The organism is Archangium gephyra (assembly GCF_042230915.1).
GTDB classification, from domain to species: Bacteria; Myxococcota; Myxococcia; order Myxococcales; family Myxococcaceae; genus Archangium; species Archangium gephyra_B.
The window spans coordinates 8,014,798-8,039,314 of sequence record NZ_CP102578.1 but is presented as its reverse complement, the minus strand read 5'-3'; the positions used below and the strand labels follow the sequence as shown (position 1 = coordinate 8,039,314).

Below are 24,517 nucleotides of genomic sequence, written 5' to 3'. Positions count from 1 at the left end.
TGACCTACTCTCCAATGCGGTGTTCGCCGATCCAAGCCTGCTGCTCGGGGTTGGCCCCTTCTGGTCCCGCGGTAATGACCATACGGTCCGCCGCAGTGAAGCTCACTGTCAGCGTGGTCTCGGCCGTCGTCTCATCGTTGATCTCCTGGGTCACCTTCTCTGGAAGCTGGAAGGCCAGAGGCGTGAATCCTCCCCGCGCATCAACGAGGAACCCGTAGTCGAGGAGCCTCGTCTTGGCGTCGAGCCGTTCTCCTTGTGGATCCAAGGGAGTCGTGAGTTTGTCCTGAATCTGGATCCACAGCAGTTTACCCGGGTGGCCATCGAGGGTCTTCAACGTCATCCGCACGGGTTTCACCTTGTGCATGTAATCGGGGGTCCAGGGCTGCTGGGTGATGAGCGGACCGTAGACCGCCAGCTTTCCGCCGTGTTCGCGCAGCAGCATCCATCCCTGCTCGCCGCCGCGGGGTTCGTCGGGATTGGACAGGTGGCCCAGGATGAAGTGTCCCAGGCGATCATCTTCGGCGCGTGAGGCTGGGTGCCAGTAGGACTTCAGGCGCTGCGCGCTGGTATCCCATCCTTCATCCTGGGCATGCTCCCGGATGAAGGCCTCTTCGCTGGCAACGGGGCGCAGCTTCAGGGAAGGGACACGCTGCAGTGGGCGGGTCGCGGCCCCGGTGTGAGGTTGACCGGAAGTCGCAGTGGCCGGGATGCCGGCATCTGGGATGCCGGCATCCGTTGTGCGCGAGGATGTGACGGCGCCTGCGTCGGCCTGGGTTGGGGCGGAGCCAGCATCCTGGGCTGCAACCAGGGAGCCTGTCGGGGATGATTCTGGCTTGCAGGCCAGAAAAATCAGGAGTGCGCACGCCAGCCGCCCCATCCCCTGCCACGATTGGATCATCTTCGCTCTCATGTGCGGGTGAGCCTTCCATCTCTCTCGAGCGGGATGCGCTCAGCGAGAGTGTTTGAGAAAGTCGTGCATGTAGCTTGACGCGGAATTACTGCCCGTCTTCGTCTTGATGTCGTTGACGTTGTCGTAGCCAATCTTCTGGGCGAGGGCGTCATTCAGATCCTCGGCACATAGGACGATGAAGGCGGCACGCGCTTCCGGATCCCACATGTTGCTGTCGTTCCGGAGGCTGATGATCTCCTTGATCATCTCGTACTCGTCGTCTTCGGTGATGCTCGAGGTATTCAGGGTGGCGTTGTTCCCCAGGCCCAGTGCGTTCTTGACGGCCTTCACCCAGATGGTCTTGGCCGCGCCCGGCAGGTTGATGTGCACATCGAGCAGGAGGGAGAGGGACAGCTCCATCTTGTAGACGTCGGAGAGTTTCACGGCCGTGCCGCCAAAATTCGCGGTGAGCCCCTTGACGATGTTGATCCGGTTGAACCCGTGAGTGAGGAAATGGCGGCGGAACTCCGTGTCCTCCATGGCCTTCACGCAGCGGTAGGCCCAGATGAAGTCACGCAGGACCTGCTTGTCCGCAGCGGACTTGAGGACCCTGCCATCGAGCTTGACGTGTCCATAGACCAGTTCCCCCTCGGTCTCGTCCACCTCGGTGACATCCAACTTGTACTGGCCGAAGTAATTCTGGAAGAGCTGGGCGGCGTGGGTCTTGACGTAATGCAGCGCCCCCTGCAACTCGCCTTTGGCGTCGGGCTTTCCCACCGTCTGCTGCATCGGACCGAAAGACAGGAACGCGGAGTCGTAGGTGTTGAGGGCCTCGAGGGCGCCCTCGCTATGCCAGATTGCGGCCCAGATGCGTTTCTGGCTATTGCTCAAGGGGGGGATGCCAGGTGCGGTCGCCGGGGTGATCAGTGCTTCGTAGAGATCTGTCTCCCCCATGTTTCCGATGCCCTCACAGTTCTGGAGCGTCTGTCCACGCCCCAGCAGCCAGTCTGGCTTGCCAGGCTCGTAGACCCAGACCCGCTCCCGGCTCGGGATATCGATGTCGGCGGGTTTGGTGACCACGTACTCCTTGTCGGACCGCTTCACGAAGAAGATGGGAGGAGCTGGCAAGTGTGCATCGATGTACTCCATCGCCGCGAGCGGATGATAGTGGTAGAGGAGCGCCTTGCCCTCGGTGCGCGCGGGGAGGGGTACTCCCTTGGCCTCGCACTCGCGCCACCAGGAGTACCGGTTGGCGCTCTCCTGCACCTCGGAACTGAAGTCGAACTCGTCGACCCAGGCTTGATTCCTGGACGCCATCGCCTTCCAGTCGATGGACCAGAAAGACGTGTTCCGGGTGATGCTGCCGCGCAGGAGCTTGCGGTCTGAATGGGAGAGCGAGTGGAAGTACGATTTCACGTCATCGAAATCGACGAAGCCGGAGCTGTCCCATCCAAAGCGTTGCAGGAAGGCGGCGATCCTGCCCGTGGGATTGATCTTCTTCAGCAGCGTTTCATACTCGCACAACACGTCATCGTCCGTGTCGTCCTGCACCAACTGCCAGGAGGGCATGTCGTCGGAGGCGATGAAGTTGGATGCGGCGAAGAGCTCGAGGTGGATTCCATAAGTGGCCAGGAAGGTGAGCTCCGAGATACGCGCGGGCTTGATGAGGCCCGCGTGCCCCAAGATCTCTCCGGATTCGATGGGGTAGTCGAGCCTGGCGCATCCCCCTGCCCGGAGCGCATTGACCTGCTCGGTGAAGGTGGGGATGTCTACCAAGCGGTTGCCCGTGTCATAAACCCAGACGGAGGTGAGATTCTTGGAGGGGACGTTCACCTCTTGGTAGTTGCCCCGTCTGCCAGCACACCGTTCGACGATGGTGCCCTTGGGGAGGACGGTGACGACGTTGCCCTTGAGCCACTTCCCATTTCTGCCTTCCGTGGGAGCGGTGCGGGAGTTGAGCCCCTTCTGGTTGCCTGTGCCATCCTCCGCGATATTCACCCGGGCGAGCACACCAGAGAGGGGGGTGCTCGCGGACAGGAATGGCAGGAAACTCCGCAGCCAGGGGACGTCCGTCATCTCGGAAGGCTGGCAATCCAGGTGCATGTACAGCGTGTAGAATTGAATGTCCCGCGTCTGCCACTGGCTGGGATTCTGTTCGGCTGGATTCTTCAGCAGGCTCATGTCGTGCTGGATGAGCGCGAAGCGTGGGCTGCCGAAAGGATACTTTTCATTCGAATAGTCGTTGCCCAAACGTGCCGCGATGAGTTTCCCTTTGGCGATGCTGTGGATGGGGTCTCCACGGGATGCGGTCAGGTGGATGCCATTGTGCCAGGTCTGGTTTGCGCCAATGGGGTACCATCCGCCATCCGCCGTCTCGTTGTTCGTGTAGTAGCTGCCCAGCAGATCCTTGTTGAATGTGCTGGTGCCACCCCGATGAAGGGGATAGTGCAGGTGACCCCGGAACCTGGCTTCTTTGGCTGGCATCTTTTCCCTCCCGCTGACGAATCTAGCCGACCTCCAGGTCCTGTCGCCTGGCCGGTGAGGCGGCACGAAGTCGCGAGCTGATCTCTCTACACCCCATGTCGATTTCTGGAGGTACACTCCACGGCATGCGCGTTCCTCTCGACTGGGTGCTTCTTTCCGGAGCGTGTCATTCCTCCCTCGATGGGGCCACGCGGGAGTTCGCGGCGTGACGTCCAAGAAGGAACGCAAGCCGGCCGGTGGCAAGGGCCCGGCGGGGAAGGGTGCCTCCGGTGCGGGCCCGAAAGGGGACACCGCGGTCCGGGGACGTGGTGCGACGCGGCGCGAGGACTCGCCCCTGCGGCGGGACACGCCGAGGGAGGTGCCCGTCATCGACGGGGCGTGGGATGAGGGCAGCCCGCTCCCCGCGCCCGTGAGGCCCCGGCGGCCGTCGGGCTCGCATGCGGCCGTGCCGGAGACGCCGCGTGTGCCCGCGTCGCGCCGGGACACGCTGCGCGACCTGCCCGCGGTGGGAGGCGGGGAGTCGAAGCCCGGGAGCGAGCCGGGACGGGCGGAGGCGCCGCATGCGCCTGCCGGGCTCGCGGTGTCCGCGGAGGCCGTGACGCGCGGGGCCCTGGCGCGGGTGCGGAGCCTGGAGACGCTGGAGCCCGCCTATGACGCGTGGCTCGAGCTGCGGCGGGCGTACGGCGCCGCCCAGGCGCGCTTCCAGGAGGAGCGCGAGCGGCTGGAGCAGCAGGGCTCCTTCCTGGTGGGCGCGGTGCGGGCGGCGAGCCAGGAGCGGGCGGCCTCGGTGGACGCGGCCCCGGCGGCGGAGCCGGCACTCGCCCCGGTGGACGGGCCCATGCGGGACTTCCTGCGCCAGGCCGAGGAGAAGCTGACGCGGGCGCGCGAGGCGCTCGCCCAGGACGAGGCCGAGAGCGAGGCGCGCTACCAGGCGGCCTTCGAGGAGATCCGCGCCACCGTGAAGGACAGGGTGCGGCGCTACCTGGCCGGGTCCCCTCCGCGCTTGAGGTTGCTGCTGCGCAAGGTGGGGGCCACGCGCTCCATCCTCCATGTGGAGCGGGTGGGCGGGGATGCTCCCGTGCTGCTGCTGTACCTCTTCGCCGGACGCATCCCCTCGCGCCACGGCTTCCTCTTCGACGACTCCACCGAGGATGTGGCGCTCGCGCCCGCGCCGCTCTACCCCGAGGAGGGCGTTGCGCCCGGAGAGGTGCGCCCGGAGGCTCCGGCCCTGGTGGCTCGGGTGCGCGCGCCGGGCGAGGTGCTGCCCGTGAAGGGGTTCCTGCCCGTCTTCGTCCCGCGCCCCGAGGGCGGCGAGGACTTCTTCCGCCTCCTGCAGCGCGGGCCGGTGATGGAGGTGGAGGTGGCCGAGGGCCCGGGCTTCCGCGGCGTTCTCACGCGCGAGGAGTCCGAGCGCTTCGCGGGTCACCTGCTGCGCCTCAAGCTCGAGGGCAGGCTCGAGCTCGAGGTGGAAGCGGGGTAGGGAACCCGAGGGGCCAGATACCCTCACCCCGTCCCTCTCCCAGGGGGAGAGGGGAGAGTTACTCGATGGTGTGCACGAGGCCCAGGTCGGCGGTGCCCACCAGCATGGTGCTGCCGGTGAACAGGTTGTCGGACTGGGCGCCGCCGAGCTGCGCCGTCTGGAAGATGACGAGGTAGTTGCTGTCCTTCTGGGGGAAGGCGCTGCCCGGGATGGGGAGACTCTCCCGCTGCCACTCGCCGGTCGCCGTCACGAGCTGCAGGAAGTCCAGCGGCTCCTTGGGCATGTTGGTGTAGGTGGGCTCGCCCTTCTGGCCATCCGTGTCGACCGGGACGACGGTGACGAAGCCGAGCGTGCGCTCCTTGCCGCCGTTCGCGGGGCGCTTGAGCGTGAGGCCCATGTTGGCGATGTGCCGCACATAGCCCCCGGCCGGGTGGAGCGCGTCGATCCGCTCCAGGGCCGGCGCGTCCTTCACCTGGCCCACGTGCGAGTTGCCGCCGTGCACGGCGACGAAGTTGTAGGTGGCGCCGTTCTGGTACTTCACGCCCGTCTCGTCACCGAAGTCGCTCGTCGCGCTGTAGGTGCCCACGCCCTTGTTGTCGAGGGCGATCGGCGTGCCGTTCTGGACCTCGATGCGGACGGTGGCGTCGGTGATGGGCTCCGGGGTGCCCTGCTCGCCGTTGCGCGTGGCGAAGAAGACGAAGGCGGCCGTCTGGCCCGGGATGGTGAGCCGCTCGCCTTCGGGGACGCCGCCGTCGGGCAGCGTGCCGGCATCGCCCCCGGCCATGGCGTAGAGCGACACGTCCACGTCGGGCGTGGACAGGAGGGTGCCCACCATCACCTTCTCGGCCAGGAGCTGGTCGAAGTTGCAGGCAAGGGGGGTGAGCAGGAGAGCGGTAACGGCGGCGGACAGCAGGATGCGTTTCATGTGCGTTTTCCGGAAGGACGGCCCGGCGAGCGAGCATATCAGGGCCACGGGAGGGCTGGGGACGTGGGCCGAACGCGGTATGGTGCCTGCTCCCGTGCGAAGCCTTCCCATCTACTCGGCCGGTCTCCGCTTCCTGCAGCGGCTCGGCTACTCGCTCCTGCAGGCCACGCTCTTCGGCGCCATCCTGGGGCTGCTCGTCTACTACCGCGTGCCCCGTGCGCAGTTGTCCGAGGACGCCACCCCCATCGCGCTGCTGGCCCGGCCCTCGGCGTGGCTGCAGTCCTGGGAGCGCGGCACCTATGACTGGCGCGCCCGCTCGCTGGGAGGCCGCTCCTCGCGCTCGGATCGCGTGGTGGTGGTGGCGCTCGATGACGAGACGCTCGCCGAGGCCCGCCAGGACGATCACCCGGGTATCGCCTCCAACCCGTGGCCCCGGGAGATTCTCGGCGGCCTGTCCAACCGGCTCGTCGACGAGGGCGCGGAGCTGGTGCTGCTCGACTTCCCCTTCACCGAGCGCAGCCCGCGCGCCTGCCTCGCGCAGGGCACGCCGGGCCTGGAGGGGCTGGACGATGACCAGGTCTTCCGCAAGCTGTTGGATCGCCACCCGGAGAAGTCGCTGCTGGCCTTCTCGTGGTCGCTGGACCGGGGCATCCCCGCGGGCAGCCGGCTGTGGCCGTACCGCGTGAGGCTGGGCACCTACCCGAACGAGGCGCAGGCCCGGGGCCGGCTGCAGTCGGTGCTGGCGGATCAGCGTCCGGCGTTCCTCATCCCCACGGGCAACGCGTTGGAGGTGTGGGCGGGCGTGGCGAGCGAGCAGGAGGGCAGGGAGGTGGCGCAGGCGCAGGGCGTGCGCGAGCCGCCGAAGGTGCAGGAGCGCCGGGTGACGGACGACACGCACCGCGTGGGCCCGCTCGAGCTGTTCGTGTCACTGGCCGAGGTGCAGGTGGAGGGGTTGGACGTGGCGCAGCTGGAGGAGGTGCGGCAGCTGGAGCACCCGGTGGCGCCGCTGCTCGGCAAGGCGAGCCTGTACGGGGCCAGCACCGTGGTGCCCGAGCCGGACGGCGTGGTGCGCGCCGTGCCGCACCTGGTGAGCTACCGCTCGCGCGAGGGCGCCCGGCACGTGCTGCCGTCGATGCCGCTGATGGCGGCGATGCGCCTGGCGAACACGCGTCAGCTGCGTTACGCGGACGGCCGGCTGTACGTGGGGGACCGGTTCTCCATCCCCATGGACGAGTCCGGCTACAGCCTGGTGCGCTGGGACGCGGCGGAGGTGGGGCGGGGCTCGCGAGGCTCGGTGTCGCGGGCCATTCCCGCATGGAACGTGCTACTCAACCTCTTCGCCGTGCGCGAGGGCGTGCCACCCCGGGCGGTGCACGACATCGAGGGGCGCCTCATCGTCTTCACCAACACCTCGCGCCAGGGGATGCACTACGAGCACACGCCCATTGGCGAGTACACGCCCTCGGGCGCGGTGCTGGCGCAGTCGCTGGTGAACCTGCTGCAGTCCGAGGGCATCACCCGCGCCACGCCGCGGATGGATCTCCTGCTGACGCTGGGGCTGGCCTTCATCGGCGCCTTCGTGGCGCTCACCTTCAACCGGGGCCTGCGCTCGTTTGGCGACGTGCTGATGTACCTGAGCGCCATGACGGCGGTGGGCCTGCTGTACGCCGGGGCGGCCTGGTACGTCTTCGTCAACAAGCTGCTCTGGGTGGCGATGATGGGCCCGCTGCTGGCCATGGGCCTCACCTTCATCTTCACCATCGTCCAGGCCTCGCGCTCCGAGCGGCAGCTGCGCCACTTCATCACGGACGTGCTCGGCCGCTACGTCAGCCCCGAGGTGGCGCGGCTCGTCACGCGCGACCTGCGCCTGCTGACGCGGCCCGAGCGCCGCGAGGTGACGGTCTTCTTCTGTGACCTGGTCGGCTTCTCGCGGCTGTCCAAGGAGCTGTCTCCCGAGCGGCTCATCCAGCTGCTCAACGACTACCTGACGGAAATGACGGATGTGGTGCGCGGCACGCGTGGCCAGGTGGACAAGTACATCGGCGACGCGGTGATGGCCTTCTGGGGCGCGCCGGTGCGCACCGAGCGCCACGCGCACCATGCCTGCGAGGCCGCGCTGAAGGTGCGGGCGGTGCTGTCGGAGCGCCAGGCGTACTGGGAGAAGACGTACGGCCACCACTTGCAGTGCCGCATCGGCATCGACAGCGGCGAGGTGCTGGTGGGCGGCATGGGCAGCGACTTCGAGTCCAAGTACTCCGTGATGGGCGAGTCGGTGAAGCTGTCCATGTTCCTGGAGAGCCTCAACCGGGGCTACGGCACCTTCGTGCTGGTGGGGGACGGCGCGGCGCGGCTGGCGCAGGACTCCTACGTCTTCCGCGAGGTGGACCGGGTGCGGCTCAAGGGCCGGACCGAGCCCACGCGCCTGCACGAGCTGGTGGGCCGTAAGGGGGAGATCTCTCCGCAGGTGCAGGAGCAGTTGGCGCTCTACGAGCAGGCGCTCACGGCGTACCACCAGCGGCGCTTCGACGAGGCGCTGGCGCTGTTCACGCAGGGCGCGGAGACGTACCAGGACGCGGTGGCCGGGGTGTACGCCGAGCGCTGCCGCAAGTTCGCCTCGGCGGCGCCGCCGGAGGACTGGGACGGCGTGTTCGCGCTCGAGGGACAGTGAACGAATATCCCCTCTCCCCTCGGGAGAGGGTCAGGGTGAGGGTGCCCGAGCCCGTTCTCCAACCCGTGGCCCCCACTGGCAGCCAAGGGTTCAACCCGGGTTCACCCGATACCCTCACCCCGTCCCTCTCCCGGAGGGCGAGGGGAAATGGCCGCGGATCAGTCGTCCGCTTCGTCCGGGTGGCCGAAGAGCTCGACGACGGGCTTGTCCTGCTCGATGTGCTCGGCCACCACGCGCTTCATCTTCTCCGGGGTCATGTGCGAGTAGTACACCTCGCCCTCCCAGCCCATGAGCTGGAAGTCCTCGGGGGAGAGCGGATCCCTCTTGCGTCCCGTCTCCTCGCGGATGACGACGTTGGGACCCATGTGGCAGAAGCCGTAGCAGCCTCCGCGGTACAGCTCGCAGCGCACCTGGAGCTTGCGTGCGGACAGCTCGTCGCGGGCGGCCGCGGCCACGGTGTCGGAGCCGCCTGCCTTGCAGCTCGAGCCCTTGCACACGGAGAGGCGGTAGCGCTTCATGCGCCATCCACCCTACGGAGTTTGCGAGTGGCTGGAAAGGGTCGCGCAGCCGCTGAGGGCCAGCCCCCTCGCACGCAGGGAGCAGGGTTGTAGGGCTCCAATGCGGCTGCACGCCCGCCCCCCTTGAAACGGCACCGGCCCGCCGTCCACCGCATGCGAGCGGGGAGGGCGGGCCGGGAGCGGCAGTGCCGCCGGACGTCCTACTACTTGAGGAACTTCGTCACGGGCACCGGGCCCTCGTTGGACACGACGGTGGTGCGCGTCCCCGGGGTGGCGTGGTCGCCGTGGCTGTGGCCGGCGGCGAGCTCGTGGCCGTGGTGCGCCTCGTGGCCCTCGCCGACGCGGGTGTGGGCCTCCTTGTGCACGTGGGCCGGCTGCTCCGAGCCCGGGCGCTTGTTCCACGGGTCGGACGGGTGGGAGACGGCGGGCCCCTTGAGCAGCTTGGGGATGTCGTAGACGAAGCCCTGCCGGTTGTACTCCGCCGGAGTGTGCGTGTACGTGTCCATGCGGATGGCGTCCTTGGGGCACGCGTCCACGCACAGGCCGCACACGATGCAGCGCAGCTCATCGATGACGAACTGGGTGGGGAACTTCTCGATGACGCGAGACTCGCCCTCCGCCGCGTCCGCCTCGTACTCCCCGGCCTCGATGTAGATGCACTGGGCCGGGCAGATGGTGGCGCACATGTAGCAAGCCACGCAGCGCGGCTTGCCGTCGTCACGCGGCACCAGGCGGTGCAGCCCGCGGTACCCGGGAGGATAGGGAGTCTTCTCCTCCGGGTACTGCACGGTGGTGACGAGGCTGGTGCCCTGGCGGTCCTCGAACGGGACGCCTACTTCCCGCGTCCCGAAGAGGTTGCGCAGGAAGTGCCGCGTGGTGATGGCCAGGCCCTTGATCAGCTCCGGCAGGTAGGAACGCTCGCGGATGTCTGTGCGGGGATCCTGAGTCGCCTTGTAAGCCATGGTGTCTTTCTCTCAGCCTAGTGCGAGGCCGCGGTGGCACCGGAGTGCGCACCGGAATGAGTGTCCGCGTGAGCGGCGTGCCCGTGGGCCGGCAGGCCGTGACCCTGCGCGTCGTGGCCGTGCCCGTGGGCGTCGTGGCCGTGCCCGTGACCCCCGGCGCCCGCCTCGGACTTGAGGGCGGAGGACATCGTCAGCGTGATGAGCAGGCCGATCTGCAGCAGGCCGAACACCGCCAGCGCCCGCAGGGACGGATCCCACAGCACCAGCGCGCCCGTGGCGAACACGTTGAAGAGGCCGATGGGCAGGAGGATCTTCCAGCCGAGCGTCTGGATCTGATCGTAGCGGAAGCGCGGGAACGTCCAGCGGATGGCCAGCTGCAGCCACACGAAGAACATCACCTTCGCCCAGAACACGGTGCCCAGCACGGTGCCGTACAGCCAGCCGTACTGCTTCATCACCTCGAGGTTCGACACCCACTCGCCGCCGAAGGGCAGGTGGTAGCCGCCGAAGAAGAGCACCACGATCAGGCCGGAGAGGACCACGATCTCCACGAACTCGGAGATCATGAAGAGGCCGAACTTCATGCCCGAGTACTCGACGAAGTAGCCGATGATCTCCGACTCACCCTCGGGCGTGTCGAAGGGGGCGCGCTTGGTCTCGGCGAAGGCCGCGGCGAAGAACAGGAAGAAGCCGAGCGGCTGCAGCAGGAAGCCCCAGGCGGGGATGCCGATGTCGAAGCTGCCGACCCGCGCCTCCCACAGGTAGCGGGCCTGGCCGACGGCGGCGTTGCCCATGCCCAGCTCGTTGGTCACGTTGCCCACGAAGGCGGGCAGCTGCACCGTGGAGAAGGCCATCATCAGGCCCACCAGCGACAAGCCCAGGGCGACCTCGTAGGAGATCATCTGCGAGGCGGCGCGCACGCCACCAAGCAGGGCGAACTTGTTGTTGGAGGCCCAGCCGGCCAGCGACGTGCCGTACACCGCCAGCGAGGCGATGGCGAACACGTAGAGCAGGCCGAAGTCCGGGGTGGCCACCACCATGTCCACGCTCTTGCCGAACACGGACACCGTGGGGCCGGAGGGCACCACCGCGTAGAGGGCGAACACCGGCGCGAAGGCCAGCATGGGCCCCAGGTTGTAGAGCAGCTTGTTGGCCGTGGCCGGGAGGAAGTCCTCCTTGAACAGCATCTTCATGCCGTCGGCCAGGAAGTGGGGGATGCCCACGAGGGCGCTGTTCTTGATGATCGGCAGGTTGATGCGCGCGCGGTTGGGGCCGATGCGGTTCTGCATCAGCGAGCTCCACTTGCGCTCGGCCACGGTGAGCAGGGACGCGATGCCCATCACGGTGGCGATCATCAGGATGACCATGTTCGTCAGGCGGCTGGCCCCCGGGAAGAGGCCTTCCGCGAGACCGCCCAACAGGTAGGCGGCGGCCATGATGCCCACGAAGTGGGCGAACATGACGCCGAACCAGAACAGCATGGTGAGTGTGCGCTTCATTGTCAGAGACCTCGGACCCTGGGAGCGCCGAACTCACGATACCCGGGAGGCCGGCCGTCGGCGGCGGTCGGCAGCGGGTTGATGCCCGGCTTCTCCCGGTCGGGAGGCGCGGACTTGTCCCAGTCGAACTCGGCGAACCCGGTCACCTGCTTGCCCAGCTCGCGGAACACCTCGCGAGTGGACGTCCAGGCGGCGGTGCCACCCATCTCGCGGGTGAGCTCGGCCGCCAGCGCCTGGTGCCCCACGGCGTCACCCTTGGAGGGGTAGGCCTTGCGGAAGCGCTGGATGAGGCCGTCCACCTGCACGAAGGAGCCATCGAACTCCACGTGCGCGGAGGCCGGCAGCAGCACGGTGGCCTGCGCGGTGATGGCCGACTCGTTCGTCGCCTGCGCCACGAAGACGTCCAGCTTCGCGGCCGCCGCGGCGAAGGCCTCCACGTTGCCCGGCACCTCGGTGCCCACGGCGTAGAGCGCCTTCACCTTGCCGCCGTCCATGGCCTTGGCCAGGTCCTCGAAGGGCTTGAGCGCCAGCCCCAGGCCCTGGGCGATCATCTCCAGGCCCTTGCGGTTGGGGTTGCGGTCCGCCGTGAGGAGGTAGTGGTCGGCCTGTCCCTGCGGACGGCCACCGACGTAGACCTCCTTGGCGCCCAGCGTCGCCTTGGCGAAGGTGAGCGCGGCGAGCAGGTCCTCGTTGGAGGACACGGGGGAGGCGAGCACCGCCACCTGGCCCTTCACGCCGGCCAGCGCCCTGGCGGCGGCCTGGATGGCCTCCTTGCGCGCCACTTCCGGACGGGCGGCGACGCCCTGCTGGCGGCCCACCACGGCGCTCAGCACGCGGCCGACGTTGAGCCCCTTGTAGGTCTCGCGGCCGTGGTCGCACATCCAGCTCTTGTTGACGGCCTCGTTCTCACGCGGGCGGTAGCGGTAGGTGTCCTGGCCCATGAAGTCCGCGTACGTGTTGCAGCCGCGCGAGCAGCCGGTGCACACGGAGGGAGCGGCGGACAGGAACCACGCGCGGGCGCGGAAGCGGAAGTCGCGGCTGAGCAGCGCTCCCACCGGGCAGATGTCCACGGTGTTGAGCGAGTAGTTGCTGTTGAGCTCGCTGCCCGGGAAGGTGTCGATGACCTCGTGGCTGCCACGGCCGAAGATGCCCAGCTGCGGCTCCTTCGGAATCTCGTTCATGAAGCGCACGCAGCGGCTGCAGATGATGCAGCGCTCCTGGTCCAGCACCACGCGGGGCCCCAAGACCTTGCGCTTGTTCTTCATGACCTTGCCGCCCTCGAGCCGGGAGGGGCGGTAGTCGTAGCGCATGTAGTAGTCCTGCAGCTTGCACTCACCGGCCTGGTCGCAGATGGAGCAGTCGACCGGGTGGTTGAGGAGCAGGAACTCCATGACGGCGCGCTGCTGCTCCTTCACCTTGGGCGTGGTGGTCTTGATGACCTGGCCCTCGACGAGCGGAGTCTGGCAGCCGGGCACCAGCTTGGGGGCGTTGGAGGCCTCCACCATGCACATGCGGCAGTTGGCCGCGATGGACAGGCGCGGGTGGTAGCAGAAGTAGGGGATGTCCGAGCCGACCATCCGGGCCGCCTCGATCATGTTCGTCCCCGGCTTCACGACGACTTCCTTGCCGTCGATGGTGCAGGTGACGAAGCCCGGGTTCTTCGGCGGGGGCGGCCCGGCCGGCTTGGCCGCGGGAGGCGGCGGCGCGGTGGGGGCGCTGTGCGCGGCCGGAGGCGTCTCCAGCTTCGCGCCCGCGGGCGGGTTGGAGGGCTGGGAGCCGATCTTCGCCGCCGGCGTATCCGTGGGCGAGCCCTTCGGGGGCGGCTGGGCGTCTCCGGTGGGCTTCTTGTTGTCGTTGTCGCTCACTGCTCGACCTCGCCGCCGATCATGTTGATCGTGTCAAAGGTGGGAATGAGGTCCGCCAGCAGCTTGCCCTTGATGATGTGGGGCACGGCGGACAGGATGGGGTAGCCCGGCGCGCGCACGTGGACCTTGTACGGACGGCCGCTGCCGTCGCTCACCATGTACCAGCCCAGCTCGCCGTTGGCGGCCTCGGTGGCGTCGTACACCTCGCCGGCGGGCACCTGGATGCCCTCCATCACCAGCTTGAAGTGCGAGATGACGCCCTCGATGGTGCCGTACACCTCGGGCTTGGGCGGCAGCGCGATGCGCCAGTCGTCCAGGATGATGGGGCCGGCCGGAATCTGCTTGAGCGCCTGGCGGATGATGCGATCCGACTGCTTCATCTCCTCGATGCGCATCAGGTACCGGTCGTAGTTGTCGCCCTTCTCACCGATCGGCACATCGAAATCCATCCGGTCGTAGACCCAGTACGGCTTGGTCTTGCGGATGTCGTAGTTGATGCCGCAGGCGCGCAGGCAGGGGCCCGTCCACCCGTAGTCGATGGCGTCCTCGGCCGTGATGATGCCCGTGTCCTTGGTACGGTCCACGAAGATGCGGTTGCGCGAGAGCAGCCCGTCGATCTCGTTGACGTGCTCCATGACCTTGTCGAGCGTCTTGAGGACCTTCTCGCTCCAGCCCTCGGGCAGGTCGCGGTTCATGCCGCCGATGCGCCCGAAGTTGGTGGTCAGCCGCGCGCCCGTCAGCTCGGCCACGCGGTCCATGATGAGCTCGCGCGCTTCCACCGCGAAGAGGAACGGGGCGAAGCCACCGAGCTCCATGCCCGTCGCGCCCACGCACGTCAGGTGATCATGGATGCGGTGCAGCTCCGAGCCGATGACGCGGATGTACTGGGCGCGCTCCGGAATCTCCAGGCCGATGAGCTTCTCGACGGCGTTGAGGAAGCCGAAGTTGTTCATCATCGCGGACACGTAGTTCAACCGGTCCGTGTAGGGCAGGCACTGCGTCCAGGTGACGTTCTCGCAGCTCTTCTGGAAGCCGCGGTGCAGGAAGCCGATCTCACAGTCGATCTCGGCGATGTTCTCGCCCTCGAGCTCGACCTTGAGGCGCACCGTGCCGTGCGTGGCCGGGTGCGAGGGGCCCATGTTCACGTACATCCGCTTGGTCTGGAGGTGGGCCTCCAGCTCCGCCTCGTGGGCGTAGGCGTCGGTGTCCGGGTTGGGCGCTTCGGGGTTGGGGGGTGACACGGGCTTGTGGGGGTCCGCCATGATCTCTGTCCTCGGAGGGCTGTGCCGGTGGGGGCGCTCAGGAAACGCCGCTGGTACCGGGGCCGCGGAAGATGTCCTTGATGGGCCGCTCGGGGATGAGCGGCTGACGGTCGCGCAGGGCGTAGTCCTTGCGGAGCGGGTGGCCCTGGAACTCCTCGTACAGCAGCACGCGGCGCAGGTCCGGGTGGCCCGAGAAGCGGATGCCGTAGAAGTCCCAGACGAAGCGCTCCCACCAGTCGGCGCCGCGGAACACGGACACGATGGAGGGGAGCTCCGGACGGGCCTCGCTCACGCGCACCTTCAGGCGCACGTGCTCGTGCCGCGACAGCGAGTAGATGAAGTAGACGACCTCGAAGCGCGGATCATTCTCCGCGAGGTGGAGGCGGTCCACCGCGTCAATGGAAGTGAAGAGCTTGAAGTCCAGCTCGTTCTTCAGGAACGCGGCGACCTTGGGCAGGTGCTCGGCGTGGATGACGGCCCAGGCGCCGCCAGTGCGGTCGAGGTAGCGCTCTGCCACCGCCTCCGGAAACTGGGCGGTGACCCTGTCCAGTGCGAAAGTGCTCAAAGGGGGCCCCAATGCTGGCTATGGAATCCGGCGCGTTATAAGGATGCCCCCCGGTAGGCGTCAACGTAATCCCTCAGGCATCCTCACTACTTACGCGAGTCAGAAGCCGGCGTTCGCCGGAACGGGGCTTCCGGGCCGGACCCTCGGTGCCCTCCCAGGCGGGAAGTGGCCCGGGAATGAAGGTGGAGACGGGCTCGCGCTTGCCGGCCACCGGCGTGGGGGGCATTTCCTGCCAGTGAAATCCCTCGCCCGCCCGCTCGCGGGTCTCTCGGGAGACGAGCACCGGGGTGCGGTGCTGCTTGGTGAGGGACTCGATGCGGCTGGCCAGGTTCACCGTGTCGCCAATGGCGGTGTACTCCAGGCGGCGGGTGATGGAGCCGATGTTGCCGAGCACCACGCGGCCGGTGTGCAGGCCCACCCCCATGCGCAGGCCGGGCTCGCCCCGGGCGGCCCGATCGCCGTTGAGCGCCTCCAGCTCGCGCACCATCTCCAGGGCACACTCCACGGCCTTGCGGGGGTGCTCCGGCTCGGCCAGGGGCGCGCCGAAGTACACCATGAGTGCGTCCCCGATGAACTTGTCGAGCGTGCCACCGTGGCGGAACACCACCTCCACCATGCGCCCGTAGTACTCGTTGAGGACGGCCACCACGGCCTCGGGGGGCAGCCGCTCGCTGAGCGCGGTGAAGTCCCGCAGGTCCGCGAAGAGGATGGTCACCTCGCGCAGCTCGGGGGTGGAGACGGGCGAGGCCAGGTCCTGGAGACGATCGGCCACCGCGGGGGAGAAGTAGCGGCCGAGCTGGGCGCGCTTGAGCTCCTCGCTCGTCACCGCGGAGATGAGCACCCGGATGCGGTGGAAGAGGTAGCGGGCGGCCCCCGCCGTCAGAAGCAGCACCACCACCGCCACCACGCGGGCTCCCACGCCGATGGAGGCCTCGGCCTGCAAGGTCACCTCGGCGATGGCCGCCGTCCCCGTCACGGCGAAGATGACCGGGCGGCGCAGGGACAGCGCCGACAGGACGATGATGCAGGCGTAGAGGCCCAGGGTGAAGCCCGCCACGCCTCCGGGTGAAGGAGAGACGGGCAGGGCGAGGTGCTGCAGCCAGTAGATGGCCGGCACGTCCACCACCGCGAGCGACAGGCCGGCCCAGCTCGCCCCCCGGGGCCAGCGCCACACGACGCCCACCGTCATCGCGGTGCACACCCAGTAGGCGGAGAAGGGGGCGAGGTACACCTCCCAGTCCGCCAGCCCCTGCACCCGGGCCAGGTACACCGTGACGGCCAGGATGGCGGACACGCCGAGGAAGCGCAGCAGCGCCAGGCGCACGGTGTTGTGCCGGCGCTCTTCCTCGAGGGCCCTCCCCACCGGCTCCCGCAGGAAGTCGATGAGGGGGGGTCGTGTCTGCCCTGACTCGTCCACGCGACCTCGGCGGTAAGGGGGGATGGCGCATTCTCGCACGTGCCCTGGAGGTCCGCACGATTCACGAGCCCGCTTGCTCGCCACGCGTCCCAAGAAGTAACGGCGGCGTTATGGTGCCGCCATGTCCACCACTCCCAACGAGAGTCTCCAGGAACGCTTCGCTCCCAACCTCGTCTGTTTCGGCTGCGGCCCCGCCAACCCCCAGGGCCTGCACATCCGCAGCCGCGTGGAGGGGGAGCTCGTCGTCGCCGACTGGACGGCGGCCGAGCACCACCAGGCCTTCCCGGGCGTGGTGAACGGGGGGATCATCGGTGCGCTACTGGATTGCCACTGCAACTGGACGGCGGCTCACGCGCTGATGAAGCAGCGCGGCCTGGACGCCCCGCCGTGCACCGTCACCGCCGAGTACACCATCCAGCTCAAGCGCCCTACGCCCATCGGCCCGCTCCACCTGGAGGCGAAGCCCGTCTCCATCGAGGGCGACAAGGTCATCGTCGAGGGGACGCTCACCGCCGGGGGCAAGGTGTGCGCCACCTGCCGGGGCACCTTCGTGTCGGTGAAGCCGGGGCACCCCGCCTACCACCGCTGGTAGAAAGGCGAGGGCCCCGCCACCTCCGGAGAGGTTCGCGGGGCCCCGGGCCGCGGCACCGTGGGGTGCGCGGTGCCTACTTGGTGAGGTTGTACTGGCTGGCCAGCAGATCGTGCGGGGCCGAGCCCCGGTGACCGACGCGGTGCACCTGGTTGCCAATCTTGTCCTGCAGCAGCTTGAGACCGTCGAGCACCTGCTCGGGGCGCGGCGGGCAGCCGGGGATGTAGACGTCCACCGGGATGATGCGGTCGATGCCCTGGAGCACCGCGTAGTTGTCGTAGAAGCCACCGGACGAGGCGCACACGCCGAAGGCGACGACCCACTTGGGCTCGGCCATCTGCTCGTACACGCGCTTGAGGATGGGAGCCTGCTTGAGGTTGATGGTGCCGATCACCATCAGCATGTCCGCCTGGCGCGGCGAGAACCGGGGGAACTCGGCGCCGAAACGGGCGATGTCGTGGCGGGCGGCGGCCACGGACATGAACTCCATGCCGCAGCACGCGGTGGCGAACGGGTAGGTGAAGAGCGAGTACTTGCGCGCCCAACCCAGGCCCTTGGACACCATCCGCTCGAAGAAGCCCATGGCCTCGTCGCGGCGGGTGGTCAGTACGGGTGCGATATCAGATTCAGCCATGATTCCTCAGTGCCCTCAGTGCTCCCACTCCAGGGCGCCCTTCTTCCAGATGTAGATAAGGCCCACCACGAGGGTCGCAGCGAAAACGAGCATCTCCATGTAGCCGAACCAGCCGAGCGCCTGGAAGTTCACCGCCCAGGGGTACAGGAAGACCGCTTCGACGTCGAACACGATGAAGAGGAGGGCCACCACGTAGAACTTCACCGCGAACCGCTGGCGCGCCGGACCACTGCTCTCGGAGCCGGCCTCGAAGGGGGCGGACTTGATGGAGCTCGGACGCTTGGGGCCCAGGGCGGCGGCCAGCTGCACGATGATGAGCGAGAGCACACCCGCGAGCAGCAGCACGATCGCCAGCGGCAGGTAGGGCGCCAGGGGATTGGGGTCGAGCGTGGGGTTCATTCGGCGCGGACCCTAGGGACACCGGGCAGCCGTGTCAATGGAGAAACCCTGGGAGCCAACCCCCGGACATGACAGCGGAAAGCCGGGTGGCGAGCCTGGCCGCCCGCCCGCCGTTCCACGAGGCCGGGACGGGGGGTTTGACGCTCCGCGCACCGGGGCCTAGGGTCGGGGGCTCGCGCGTCTTCCGATCACAGGAGAGAGCCCAGGCATGTGGGGTCGGCTCAGTTTGCGCTGGCAGGTGGCGTTCGCGGTGCTGGTTCCCAGCCTCGCGGTGGCCCTGTTCAGCGGTTTCTACTTTCCGAAGGAGCAGCAGAAGTTGGGGCTGCAGCGGCTCGAGGATCGCACGCGCGTCGTGGGCCTGCTCGCGTCGGATGAGATCACCACCTTGTTGGATCAGGCGGGGGTGGTGACGGCGGATCAGTCAGGGCCCCAGCCGGTGGCCTCGCGGGAGGGCGGACTGCGGGCGGTGAAGCAGCTCTCGCACATCTTCGAGCGGGTGGAGCAGGTGGGCTCCGTGTCCTTCCAGGCGGTGCTCGCGCCCGAGGGCAAGGTGCTGTCCGAGCGCGGCACCGTGCCCAAGGGATTGAAGGGCGCGCCGGACGAGGGCGAGGCGTGCTCGCTGGTGCACATGCAGGGCAACCCGGTGGCGTTCTGCGCGCTACCCGGGGGCCACACCTACGTGGTGGGCATGGACGCGGCCGTGGTGAAGGCGGAGACGGAAGCGCAGCGCTGGCCAACGCTCTTCGTGTACTTCGGCGCCATGGTGGTGGGCCTGTTCATCACCTTCTTCATCGGGCGGGCCATCGCCGAGCCGGTGACGCGCATGACGCAGGCGGCGCGCGAGGTGTCCCAGGGAGACCTGTCGCTGAGCGAGATGGACGTGGCCTCGGCGGGCGAGGTGCGCATGATGGCGCACTCCTTCAACGAGATGCTCGGCACGCTGCGCGGCACGGTGTCGGAGTTGCTGGCGCGGCTGGAGCAGCTCTCGAGCGCCTCGCGCGGGCTGACGGGCGCGTCGGCGGACCAGGAGCACGTCATCAGCCAGCAGGCGGCGTACGCGCAGCAGATCGCCGCGACCTTCGAGGAGCTGAGCCGGACGGCGGAACAGATTTCGAGCTCCACCGAGGTGGTGGAGTCCAGCGCGCGGCGCACGCACGAGGCGGTGGCCGAGGCGATGGCGGTGGTGGCGCAGGTGGTGGCGGGCATCAACGACATCCGCATGGAGTCCAAGGGCGTGGCGGATGCCATCGTGGGCCTGAACCAGGACCTGCAGCAGGTGTCGAAGATCGCCCAGGTCATCAACCAGGTGGCGGAGCGCTCGGACCTGCTGGCGCTGAACGCGGCGCTGGAGGGCACGAAGGCGGGCGAGGTGGGCCGGGGCTTCTCGCTGGTGGCGGCGGAGATGCGCAAGCTGGCGGAGAACGTGTCCGCGTCGGCGCGCGACATCGCGCGCATCGTGGAGAAGGTGCAGGACTCGGGCAACGAGGCGGCCACCAAGGCGCGCGTGGGCATGGCGACGAGCGACCGCGGCGTGGAGGTAGCGGAGCAGGCCTCGGCGGTGTTCCAGCGCATTGTGGAGCTGGCGCGCGGCACGAGCGAGGCTGCGCGGCAGATCACCATCGCGACGCGGCAGCAGCGTCAGTCGAGCGAGCAGGCCGTGCAGGGCGCGCGCAACGTGGCCGAGCTGGTGAAGCAGGGCGTGGACGCGACGGGCCGCACCACGCGCATCGCGCAGGACTTGCAGAACGTGGCGGACAGCCTCACGGTGCTCACCAGCAAGTTCAAGGTGGCGCGCGACCGCTGAGCCCCCGCAGGCGGCACTCCCTCTCCCTTTGGGAGAGGGTTGGGGTGAGGGTCTCCCCACCCCGTGGCCACCTCAGGCCCGGACGAGCTCGATGCGCGTCTTCTTCGGAGGCGCGCCGAAGGGGATGTAGCTCAGCTTGGGTGTAGTCGAGCCCTGCGCGAGCCGAGGCTTCATCCCCCGGCGATCCAGCTCCCGAGCGAAGGCCGTGGCGAACTGCACCACCTCCACCCAGGCCAGGTGGTAGCCGAGGCAGAAGTGGGGGCCCCCGCCGAACGCGGCGGTCTCGATGGCCGACGGCGGCACGCGCCTGCCCATCCAGCGCGAGACATCGAGCTGCTCCGGGTTGGGGAAGAGCTTCGGGTCGTAGCCGTAGGCCCCGAGCGGGACGAGGATCGTCGTGCCCTTGGGCACGCGCTTGCCGTGCAGCTCCAGATCCTCTTTGGCCTCGCGCCCCGTCCACGACACGGGTGGGTAGAGCCGCAGCACCTCGCGGAAGAGCGCCTCGGCGAAGGGGTGGCGCTTGAGATCCTCGGGCGAGCGGGGCAGGCCCGGCGCCGCCACCGCCTCCAGCCGCAGCTGCTCCCAGAGGTCGGGCCGCTGGGCGAGCACGATGCCCAGCCACGCCATCACCGACGCGGTCGTCTCGTGCCCCGCGAGGGCCAGCAGGCGCAGGTTCTGGATGAGATCCTCCTCCGTGAGCTCGCGCCCCTCCTCGTCGCGCGTCTTCAGCAGCGCCGCGAGCGTGCCCTGCATGTCCGGTTGGCCCCGCGCCTTGGCGATCAGCCGGGAGAAGCTCCCGTCGAGCCACTTCCGCCCCTGCCTGGCGCGCCGCGCGGGCGAGAAGGGGAAGTCCCCCTTCACGGGGAGGGCCCCGAGGATGAACTCGCGGTAGTTGCGGTTCCAGGCCTCCATCTCGCTGCCTTCGATCCCCATGACGCGGAAGATGATGTCGAGCGCGAGCCCCTGCGTCTGGGCGAGCAGGGAGAAGGGCTCCTGGGGGAAGCGGGCCACGGAGGACTCGATGACCTCGGCGGCGATGGCGGAGGCGCCGCTGGCCGTGAGACCCCGGGGCGTGAAGGGCCCGCTCATGGCCGAGCGCAGGCTGCGGTGGGGCGTCCCATCCCGCGACAGCAGGGAGTCACCGATGAAGTCCGGAGACCCCTCGCGGATGAACTCGCTGCTGGTCACCTTGTTCTTGAGCAGCTCGAAGCCGGGCTCGCCCATGCACACGAGCGTGTATTGGCCGATGTTTCTCGTCCAGAACAGCGGGCCCACCTTGGCCTCCGCGTCGCGCAGGAAGTTGGGGGCGTGGCCCATGGTGTAGAGGGAGTGTCCCACCACGGGCAGGGCGCCAGGGAGCACGGGAATCCCCTCCCGGAGCACCGGCTTCTGGGGCGAGCGGAAGAGCAGGTTCTTCAAGGTTTGCATGGGCCTGTGAATACAAACAGAAGGGGCCCGGCACAACCCCATCTCCTGGTGTATGGAATTGCCCGTACAGCTCGTCCGGTGAGGCCGTTTGCCCGCGGCTACGCGCGCGCGGACGCGGCCCGGGCGCGCAGCTTCGCGAAGTTCTCCGGTGGCGTCGTGGAGTCCCCGGGGCGCCTGCCCGGCGTCACCTGCTCGCCGTGGAAGTCGCTGCCCCCGGTGGTCACCAGGTCGAACTCCTTCGCGAACTTCAGGTACTTCTCCTGCACGCTCGGGTTGTGGTCCGTGTGCAACGCCTCCAGCCCGTCCAGGCCCTCGCGCGCCAACTGCAGGATGTCGTAACGCTCCAGCTTCGAGCTGCCCGGGTGCGCCAGCGTCGCCGTGCCTCCCGCGCGGTGGATGAGCCGGATGGCGTCCCGTCCCTCCAGCTTGAACCGGTCCGTCCACGCCGGCTTGCCCGCGCCCAGGAACCTGTCGAACGCCTCCTTCACGTCCAGACACCAGCCCCGCTCCACCAGCAGCCGCGCCAGGTGCGGCCTCCCCAACTGCGCGTTCCCGGCAATCGCCCGCACCTCCTCCATCCGCACCGGGAAGCCCAGCTTCCTCATCTGCGCCACCATCCGCTCCATCCGCTGCTCGCGCTCCACCCACAGCCGCTCCGAGAAGCTGGCCAGCTCCGGGAAGTCCGGCCGCACGAAGTGCCCTAGGATGTGCACCTCCTTCTTCAGCACGAACGCCGACACCTCGATGCCCGGCACCAGCTCCACCCCGTGCGCCCTCGCCGCCTCCGCCGCCTCGCCCAGCCCCGCCACCGTGTCGTGGTCCGTCACCGCCAGCGCCGTCACCCCCGCGCTCGCCGCCAGGGACAGCAGCTCGGCGGGCGAGTGTTGGCCATCGCTCGCCGTGGTGTGGGAATGCAAATCGATCACGGCCTGCTCCAGGGGCTCGGGTTGTACGCTCCGCCTACCATCCATAGGATGTGGGATAACCCTTGGATTCGCCAGCCTGTGTCCCCCGGTAGAGGAGCGTCATGGCAAAGGACGACACCATCGAGAACCGCGTGTACCTCTTCGAGTCGCTGGCGAGCAGCTACATCTCCGCCGCCTCGGAGATGCTCTCCTCCGACGACGAGGCGGTGCGCGCGCGGGCGCGGCGGGCCCTGGCGGAGCTGGCGTACGTCTCGTGCGTCGTGTCCGATACCGGGCACCTGACGGCCGAGCAGGTGCGTGAGCGCGTGCTGGGCACTCCCGAGCCGCAGTTGCTGCCGCCGGATGTCGATCCGGACGACAGGGGCGCCAGGGGCAAGAAGCGCAAGTAAACCCGTGCTCCCCTCGGCGGGCGGGCGGTGATAGATCGCGCGCCATGGCCAAAACAGCGTCGAACTCCCGTAAGAACCTGCGCGCCCACTACTCGGGAGCGCGCAAGGCGGATCCGCGTCCCATCACCGGCAAGGAGTCGCCCACCGAGCTGCTCGAGCACGCCTTCTCGGCGTACGTGGGACGTCAGGAGCGCACCGCGTTCGAGCTGATGCGCCGCTCCATGGAGGTGGATGCCTCCATCTTCCTCACGCTCTCGGGCGCCATGACTCCGGCCGGCCTGCACCAGAGCTGCATCATCCCCCTCATCGAGAAGGGCGTCATCTCGGCGCTCACCACCACCGGCGCCAACCTCTACCACGACGCCCACCGCATCATCGGCCACGCCATCCGCGAGGTGAACCCCAACGCGGGAGACCTCCAGTACCGCCTGGCCCGCATCATCCGCATCTACGACCTGGGCTTCTGGGAGGAGGCCCTGCTCGACACCGACCGGCTCTTCTCCGCCCTCCTGCGCCGCCCCGAGTTCCAGCGCAAGATGACCACCCCCGAGTTCCACTACCTGCTCGGCAAGAACATCCAGGCCATCGAGAAGAAGCTCGGCGTCAAGCAGCCCTCGCTGCTGTCCACCTGCTACAAGCACGGCGTGCCCATCTTCGTGGGCGCGGTGCAGGACGGCTCCATCTTCCTCAACGCCGTCAAGCTCAAGCGCCTGATGGGCGATGAGTTCAAGTTCGAGATCGACATCAACGACGACGTCTACTGGATGGCGGCGCTCCAGCACTACTGCCGCCACCACTTCTCCAACAAGATGGCCATCTGGATCCTCGGCGGCGGCGTGCCCAAGAACTACACGCTGCAGGGCGAGCCGCTGCTGGACCAGATCCTGGGCGTGCCCACCGACGGCTTCGACATCGACGTGCAGTTCTGCGTGGACCCGGTGGACAATGGCGCGCTCTCCAGCTGCCCGGCCGGTGAGGGGCACACCTGGGGCAAGGTGTCCATGGAGGCCGTGGAGGCCGGCTCCATGTACGTGCACACCGACGTCACGGCCGTCTTCCCGTGGCTCACCCACGCGCTGCTGAGCGACACGAAGATGAGGCGCAAGCCGCGCCGGCTGATGGACGTCATGCAGGAGGCGGTGATGTTCCTCGACAAGGACGTGCAGAAGCGCCGCAAGTCGCTGCTGAAGACGATCGACTGGAGCCCCGACGAGGCGAAGCCGGACCCGACGGAGCACGAGACCTACGTCCGCTGAGGCGGCGTCAGAAGAGGAGCCACGACCATGAGCCAACCCACTCCCGCTACCGGCGTCGTGATGAGCGTCGCGAGCGCGCCGGGCTTCCAGTGCAAGCTGGAGCACGGCCCGTCCGGCACGAAGATTTCCACCGAGGCCCCCAAGGACAACGGGGGCACGGGCATGTCCTTCTCTCCCACGGACCTGGTGGGCGCGGCGCTCGCTTCCTGCGCCCTCACCACCATGGCCCTGGTGGCCTCGCGCGAGGGGATTGCCTTCGGCGATGCACGCGCCCGGGTGGAGAAGCGGATGACGCCGCCGCCGCGCCGCATCGGTGAGTTGGTGCTGGAGATCGACATGCCCGCGGGCCTCTCCGCCGCGCACCGCACCCGCATGGAGGAGGTGGCCCATGGCTGCCCCGTCATGCGCAGCCTGCACCCGGACGTGAAGCTGCCGATCTCCTTCCGCTACCCCGACGAGGCCCGGTAGGCGCAAGAGGGCCCGTTCCTCCGCCTGCTCTCCAAACGCCCGGGCATGGTGCTCTGCGCCATCGCCCGGGCATGCCGACCCTCCGCAGGG

The 24,517-nt window shown here is 68.4% G+C and carries 21 protein-coding genes; 7 read left to right on the top strand and 14 right to left on the bottom strand.

Annotated features, from left to right (window positions below; genetic code table 11):
• Positions 1–4: 4 nt before the first annotated feature.
• Together NR798_RS31320 and NR798_RS31315 are read right to left on the bottom strand one after the other, a co-directional pair.
• Complete coding sequence (locus tag NR798_RS31320; protein WP_375766190.1) at positions 5–910, bottom strand: hypothetical protein; 906 nt, start codon at positions 908–910, stop codon at positions 5–7.
• 39 nt (positions 911–949) lie between these two features.
• Entirely contained in the window at positions 950–3,373 is a 2,424-nt protein-coding gene (locus tag NR798_RS31315) for a M23 family metallopeptidase (RefSeq protein WP_375766189.1), read from the bottom strand.
• Between the two features lie 205 nt (positions 3,374–3,578).
• Here NR798_RS31315 and NR798_RS31310 point away from each other — a divergent pair, with 205 nt between their 5' ends.
• Positions 3,579–4,853 (top strand): hypothetical protein, encoded by a 1,275-nt coding sequence (locus NR798_RS31310; protein WP_375766188.1) that lies wholly within the window; start codon positions 3,579–3,581, stop codon positions 4,851–4,853.
• 58 nt (positions 4,854–4,911) lie between these two features.
• On the opposite strand, the gene NR798_RS31305 is transcribed toward NR798_RS31310, so the two are convergent.
• Positions 4,912–5,778, bottom strand: coding sequence for a hypothetical protein (locus NR798_RS31305; protein ID WP_375766187.1), 867 nt, complete (start codon positions 5,776–5,778; stop codon positions 4,912–4,914).
• A 94-nt stretch (positions 5,779–5,872) separates the two neighbouring features.
• Between NR798_RS31305 and NR798_RS31300 the strand changes: the two genes are divergently transcribed.
• On the top strand, positions 5,873–8,446 hold the full coding sequence (locus NR798_RS31300) for a CHASE2 domain-containing protein (protein ID WP_375766186.1): 2,574 nt from the start codon (positions 5,873–5,875) through the stop codon (positions 8,444–8,446).
• A gap of 158 nt (positions 8,447–8,604) precedes the next feature.
• On the opposite strand, the gene NR798_RS31295 is transcribed toward NR798_RS31300, so the two are convergent.
• From NR798_RS31295 to NR798_RS31265, 7 genes are all read right to left on the bottom strand, one after another.
• Entirely contained in the window at positions 8,605–8,964 is a 360-nt protein-coding gene (locus tag NR798_RS31295) for a ferredoxin (RefSeq protein ID WP_375766185.1), read from the bottom strand.
• Between the two features lie 203 nt (positions 8,965–9,167).
• The gene (locus tag NR798_RS31290; protein WP_375766184.1) at positions 9,168–9,926 is read right to left on the bottom strand and encodes a NuoI/complex I 23 kDa subunit family protein; all 759 of its coding nucleotides are present in this window, start codon (positions 9,924–9,926) and stop codon (positions 9,168–9,170) included.
• Positions 9,927–9,943: 17 nt separating this feature from the next.
• Positions 9,944–11,425 (bottom strand): NADH-quinone oxidoreductase subunit H, encoded by a 1,482-nt coding sequence (locus NR798_RS31285; protein WP_375766183.1) that lies wholly within the window; start codon positions 11,423–11,425, stop codon positions 9,944–9,946.
• Positions 11,426–11,427: 2 nt separating this feature from the next.
• Complete coding sequence (locus NR798_RS31280; RefSeq protein ID WP_375766182.1) at positions 11,428–13,290, bottom strand: 2Fe-2S iron-sulfur cluster-binding protein; 1,863 nt, start codon at positions 13,288–13,290, stop codon at positions 11,428–11,430.
• Positions 13,287–14,552: an NADH dehydrogenase (quinone) subunit D gene (gene nuoD / locus NR798_RS31275; protein ID WP_375766181.1), complete on the bottom strand. Its 1,266-nt coding sequence runs from the start codon at positions 14,550–14,552 to the stop codon at positions 13,287–13,289. The genes NR798_RS31280 and nuoD overlap by 4 nt, the downstream gene beginning before the upstream one ends.
• A gap of 37 nt (positions 14,553–14,589) precedes the next feature.
• Positions 14,590–15,102, bottom strand: coding sequence for an NADH-quinone oxidoreductase subunit C (locus tag NR798_RS31270; protein ID WP_375773848.1), 513 nt, complete (start codon positions 15,100–15,102; stop codon positions 14,590–14,592).
• An 88-nt stretch (positions 15,103–15,190) separates the two neighbouring features.
• Positions 15,191–16,441, bottom strand: a complete 1,251-nt coding sequence (locus NR798_RS31265; RefSeq protein ID WP_375766180.1) for an adenylate/guanylate cyclase domain-containing protein — start codon at positions 16,439–16,441, stop codon at positions 15,191–15,193.
• 214 nt (positions 16,442–16,655) lie between these two features.
• Between NR798_RS31265 and NR798_RS31260 the strand changes: the two genes are divergently transcribed.
• Positions 16,656–17,126, top strand: coding sequence for a PaaI family thioesterase (locus NR798_RS31260; RefSeq protein ID WP_375766179.1), 471 nt, complete (start codon positions 16,656–16,658; stop codon positions 17,124–17,126).
• Between the two features lie 73 nt (positions 17,127–17,199).
• Here the strand turns inward: NR798_RS31260 and NR798_RS31255 are convergent, their stop codons facing one another.
• Together NR798_RS31255 and NR798_RS31250 are read right to left on the bottom strand one after the other, a co-directional pair.
• On the bottom strand, positions 17,200–17,757 hold the full coding sequence (locus NR798_RS31255; RefSeq protein ID WP_375766178.1) for an NADH-quinone oxidoreductase subunit B: 558 nt from the start codon (positions 17,755–17,757) through the stop codon (positions 17,200–17,202).
• 15 nt (positions 17,758–17,772) lie between these two features.
• Positions 17,773–18,156 (bottom strand): NADH-quinone oxidoreductase subunit A, encoded by a 384-nt coding sequence (locus tag NR798_RS31250; RefSeq protein ID WP_375766177.1) that lies wholly within the window; start codon positions 18,154–18,156, stop codon positions 17,773–17,775.
• Positions 18,157–18,364: 208 nt separating this feature from the next.
• Here NR798_RS31250 and NR798_RS31245 point away from each other — a divergent pair, with 208 nt between their 5' ends.
• Positions 18,365–19,960 carry a methyl-accepting chemotaxis protein gene (locus tag NR798_RS31245; protein ID WP_375766176.1) on the top strand — a complete coding sequence of 532 codons (1,596 nt, stop codon included), beginning with the start codon at positions 18,365–18,367 and terminating at the stop codon, positions 19,958–19,960.
• Between the two features lie 72 nt (positions 19,961–20,032).
• Here NR798_RS31245 and NR798_RS31240 read toward each other — a convergent pair whose 3' ends face one another.
• Both NR798_RS31240 and NR798_RS31235 read right to left on the bottom strand, forming a co-directional pair.
• Positions 20,033–21,388: a cytochrome P450 gene (locus NR798_RS31240; protein WP_375766175.1), complete on the bottom strand. Its 1,356-nt coding sequence runs from the start codon at positions 21,386–21,388 to the stop codon at positions 20,033–20,035.
• Between the two features lie 98 nt (positions 21,389–21,486).
• Positions 21,487–22,314, bottom strand: coding sequence for a PHP domain-containing protein (locus NR798_RS31235; RefSeq protein ID WP_375766174.1), 828 nt, complete (start codon positions 22,312–22,314; stop codon positions 21,487–21,489).
• Positions 22,315–22,415: 101 nt separating this feature from the next.
• Between NR798_RS31235 and NR798_RS31230 the strand changes: the two genes are divergently transcribed.
• The 3 genes from NR798_RS31230 to NR798_RS31220 are packed head-to-tail and all read left to right on the top strand — an operon-like array spanning position 22,416 to position 24,427.
• A complete protein-coding gene (locus NR798_RS31230; RefSeq protein ID WP_375766173.1) occupies positions 22,416–22,703 on the top strand; it encodes a hypothetical protein in 288 nt (95 codons plus the stop codon).
• 44 nt (positions 22,704–22,747) lie between these two features.
• Complete coding sequence (locus NR798_RS31225; RefSeq protein WP_375766172.1) at positions 22,748–23,959, top strand: deoxyhypusine synthase family protein; 1,212 nt, start codon at positions 22,748–22,750, stop codon at positions 23,957–23,959.
• Between the two features lie 27 nt (positions 23,960–23,986).
• Positions 23,987–24,427 (top strand): OsmC family protein, encoded by a 441-nt coding sequence (locus NR798_RS31220; RefSeq protein ID WP_375766171.1) that lies wholly within the window; start codon positions 23,987–23,989, stop codon positions 24,425–24,427.
• Positions 24,428–24,517 lie beyond the last annotated feature (90 nt).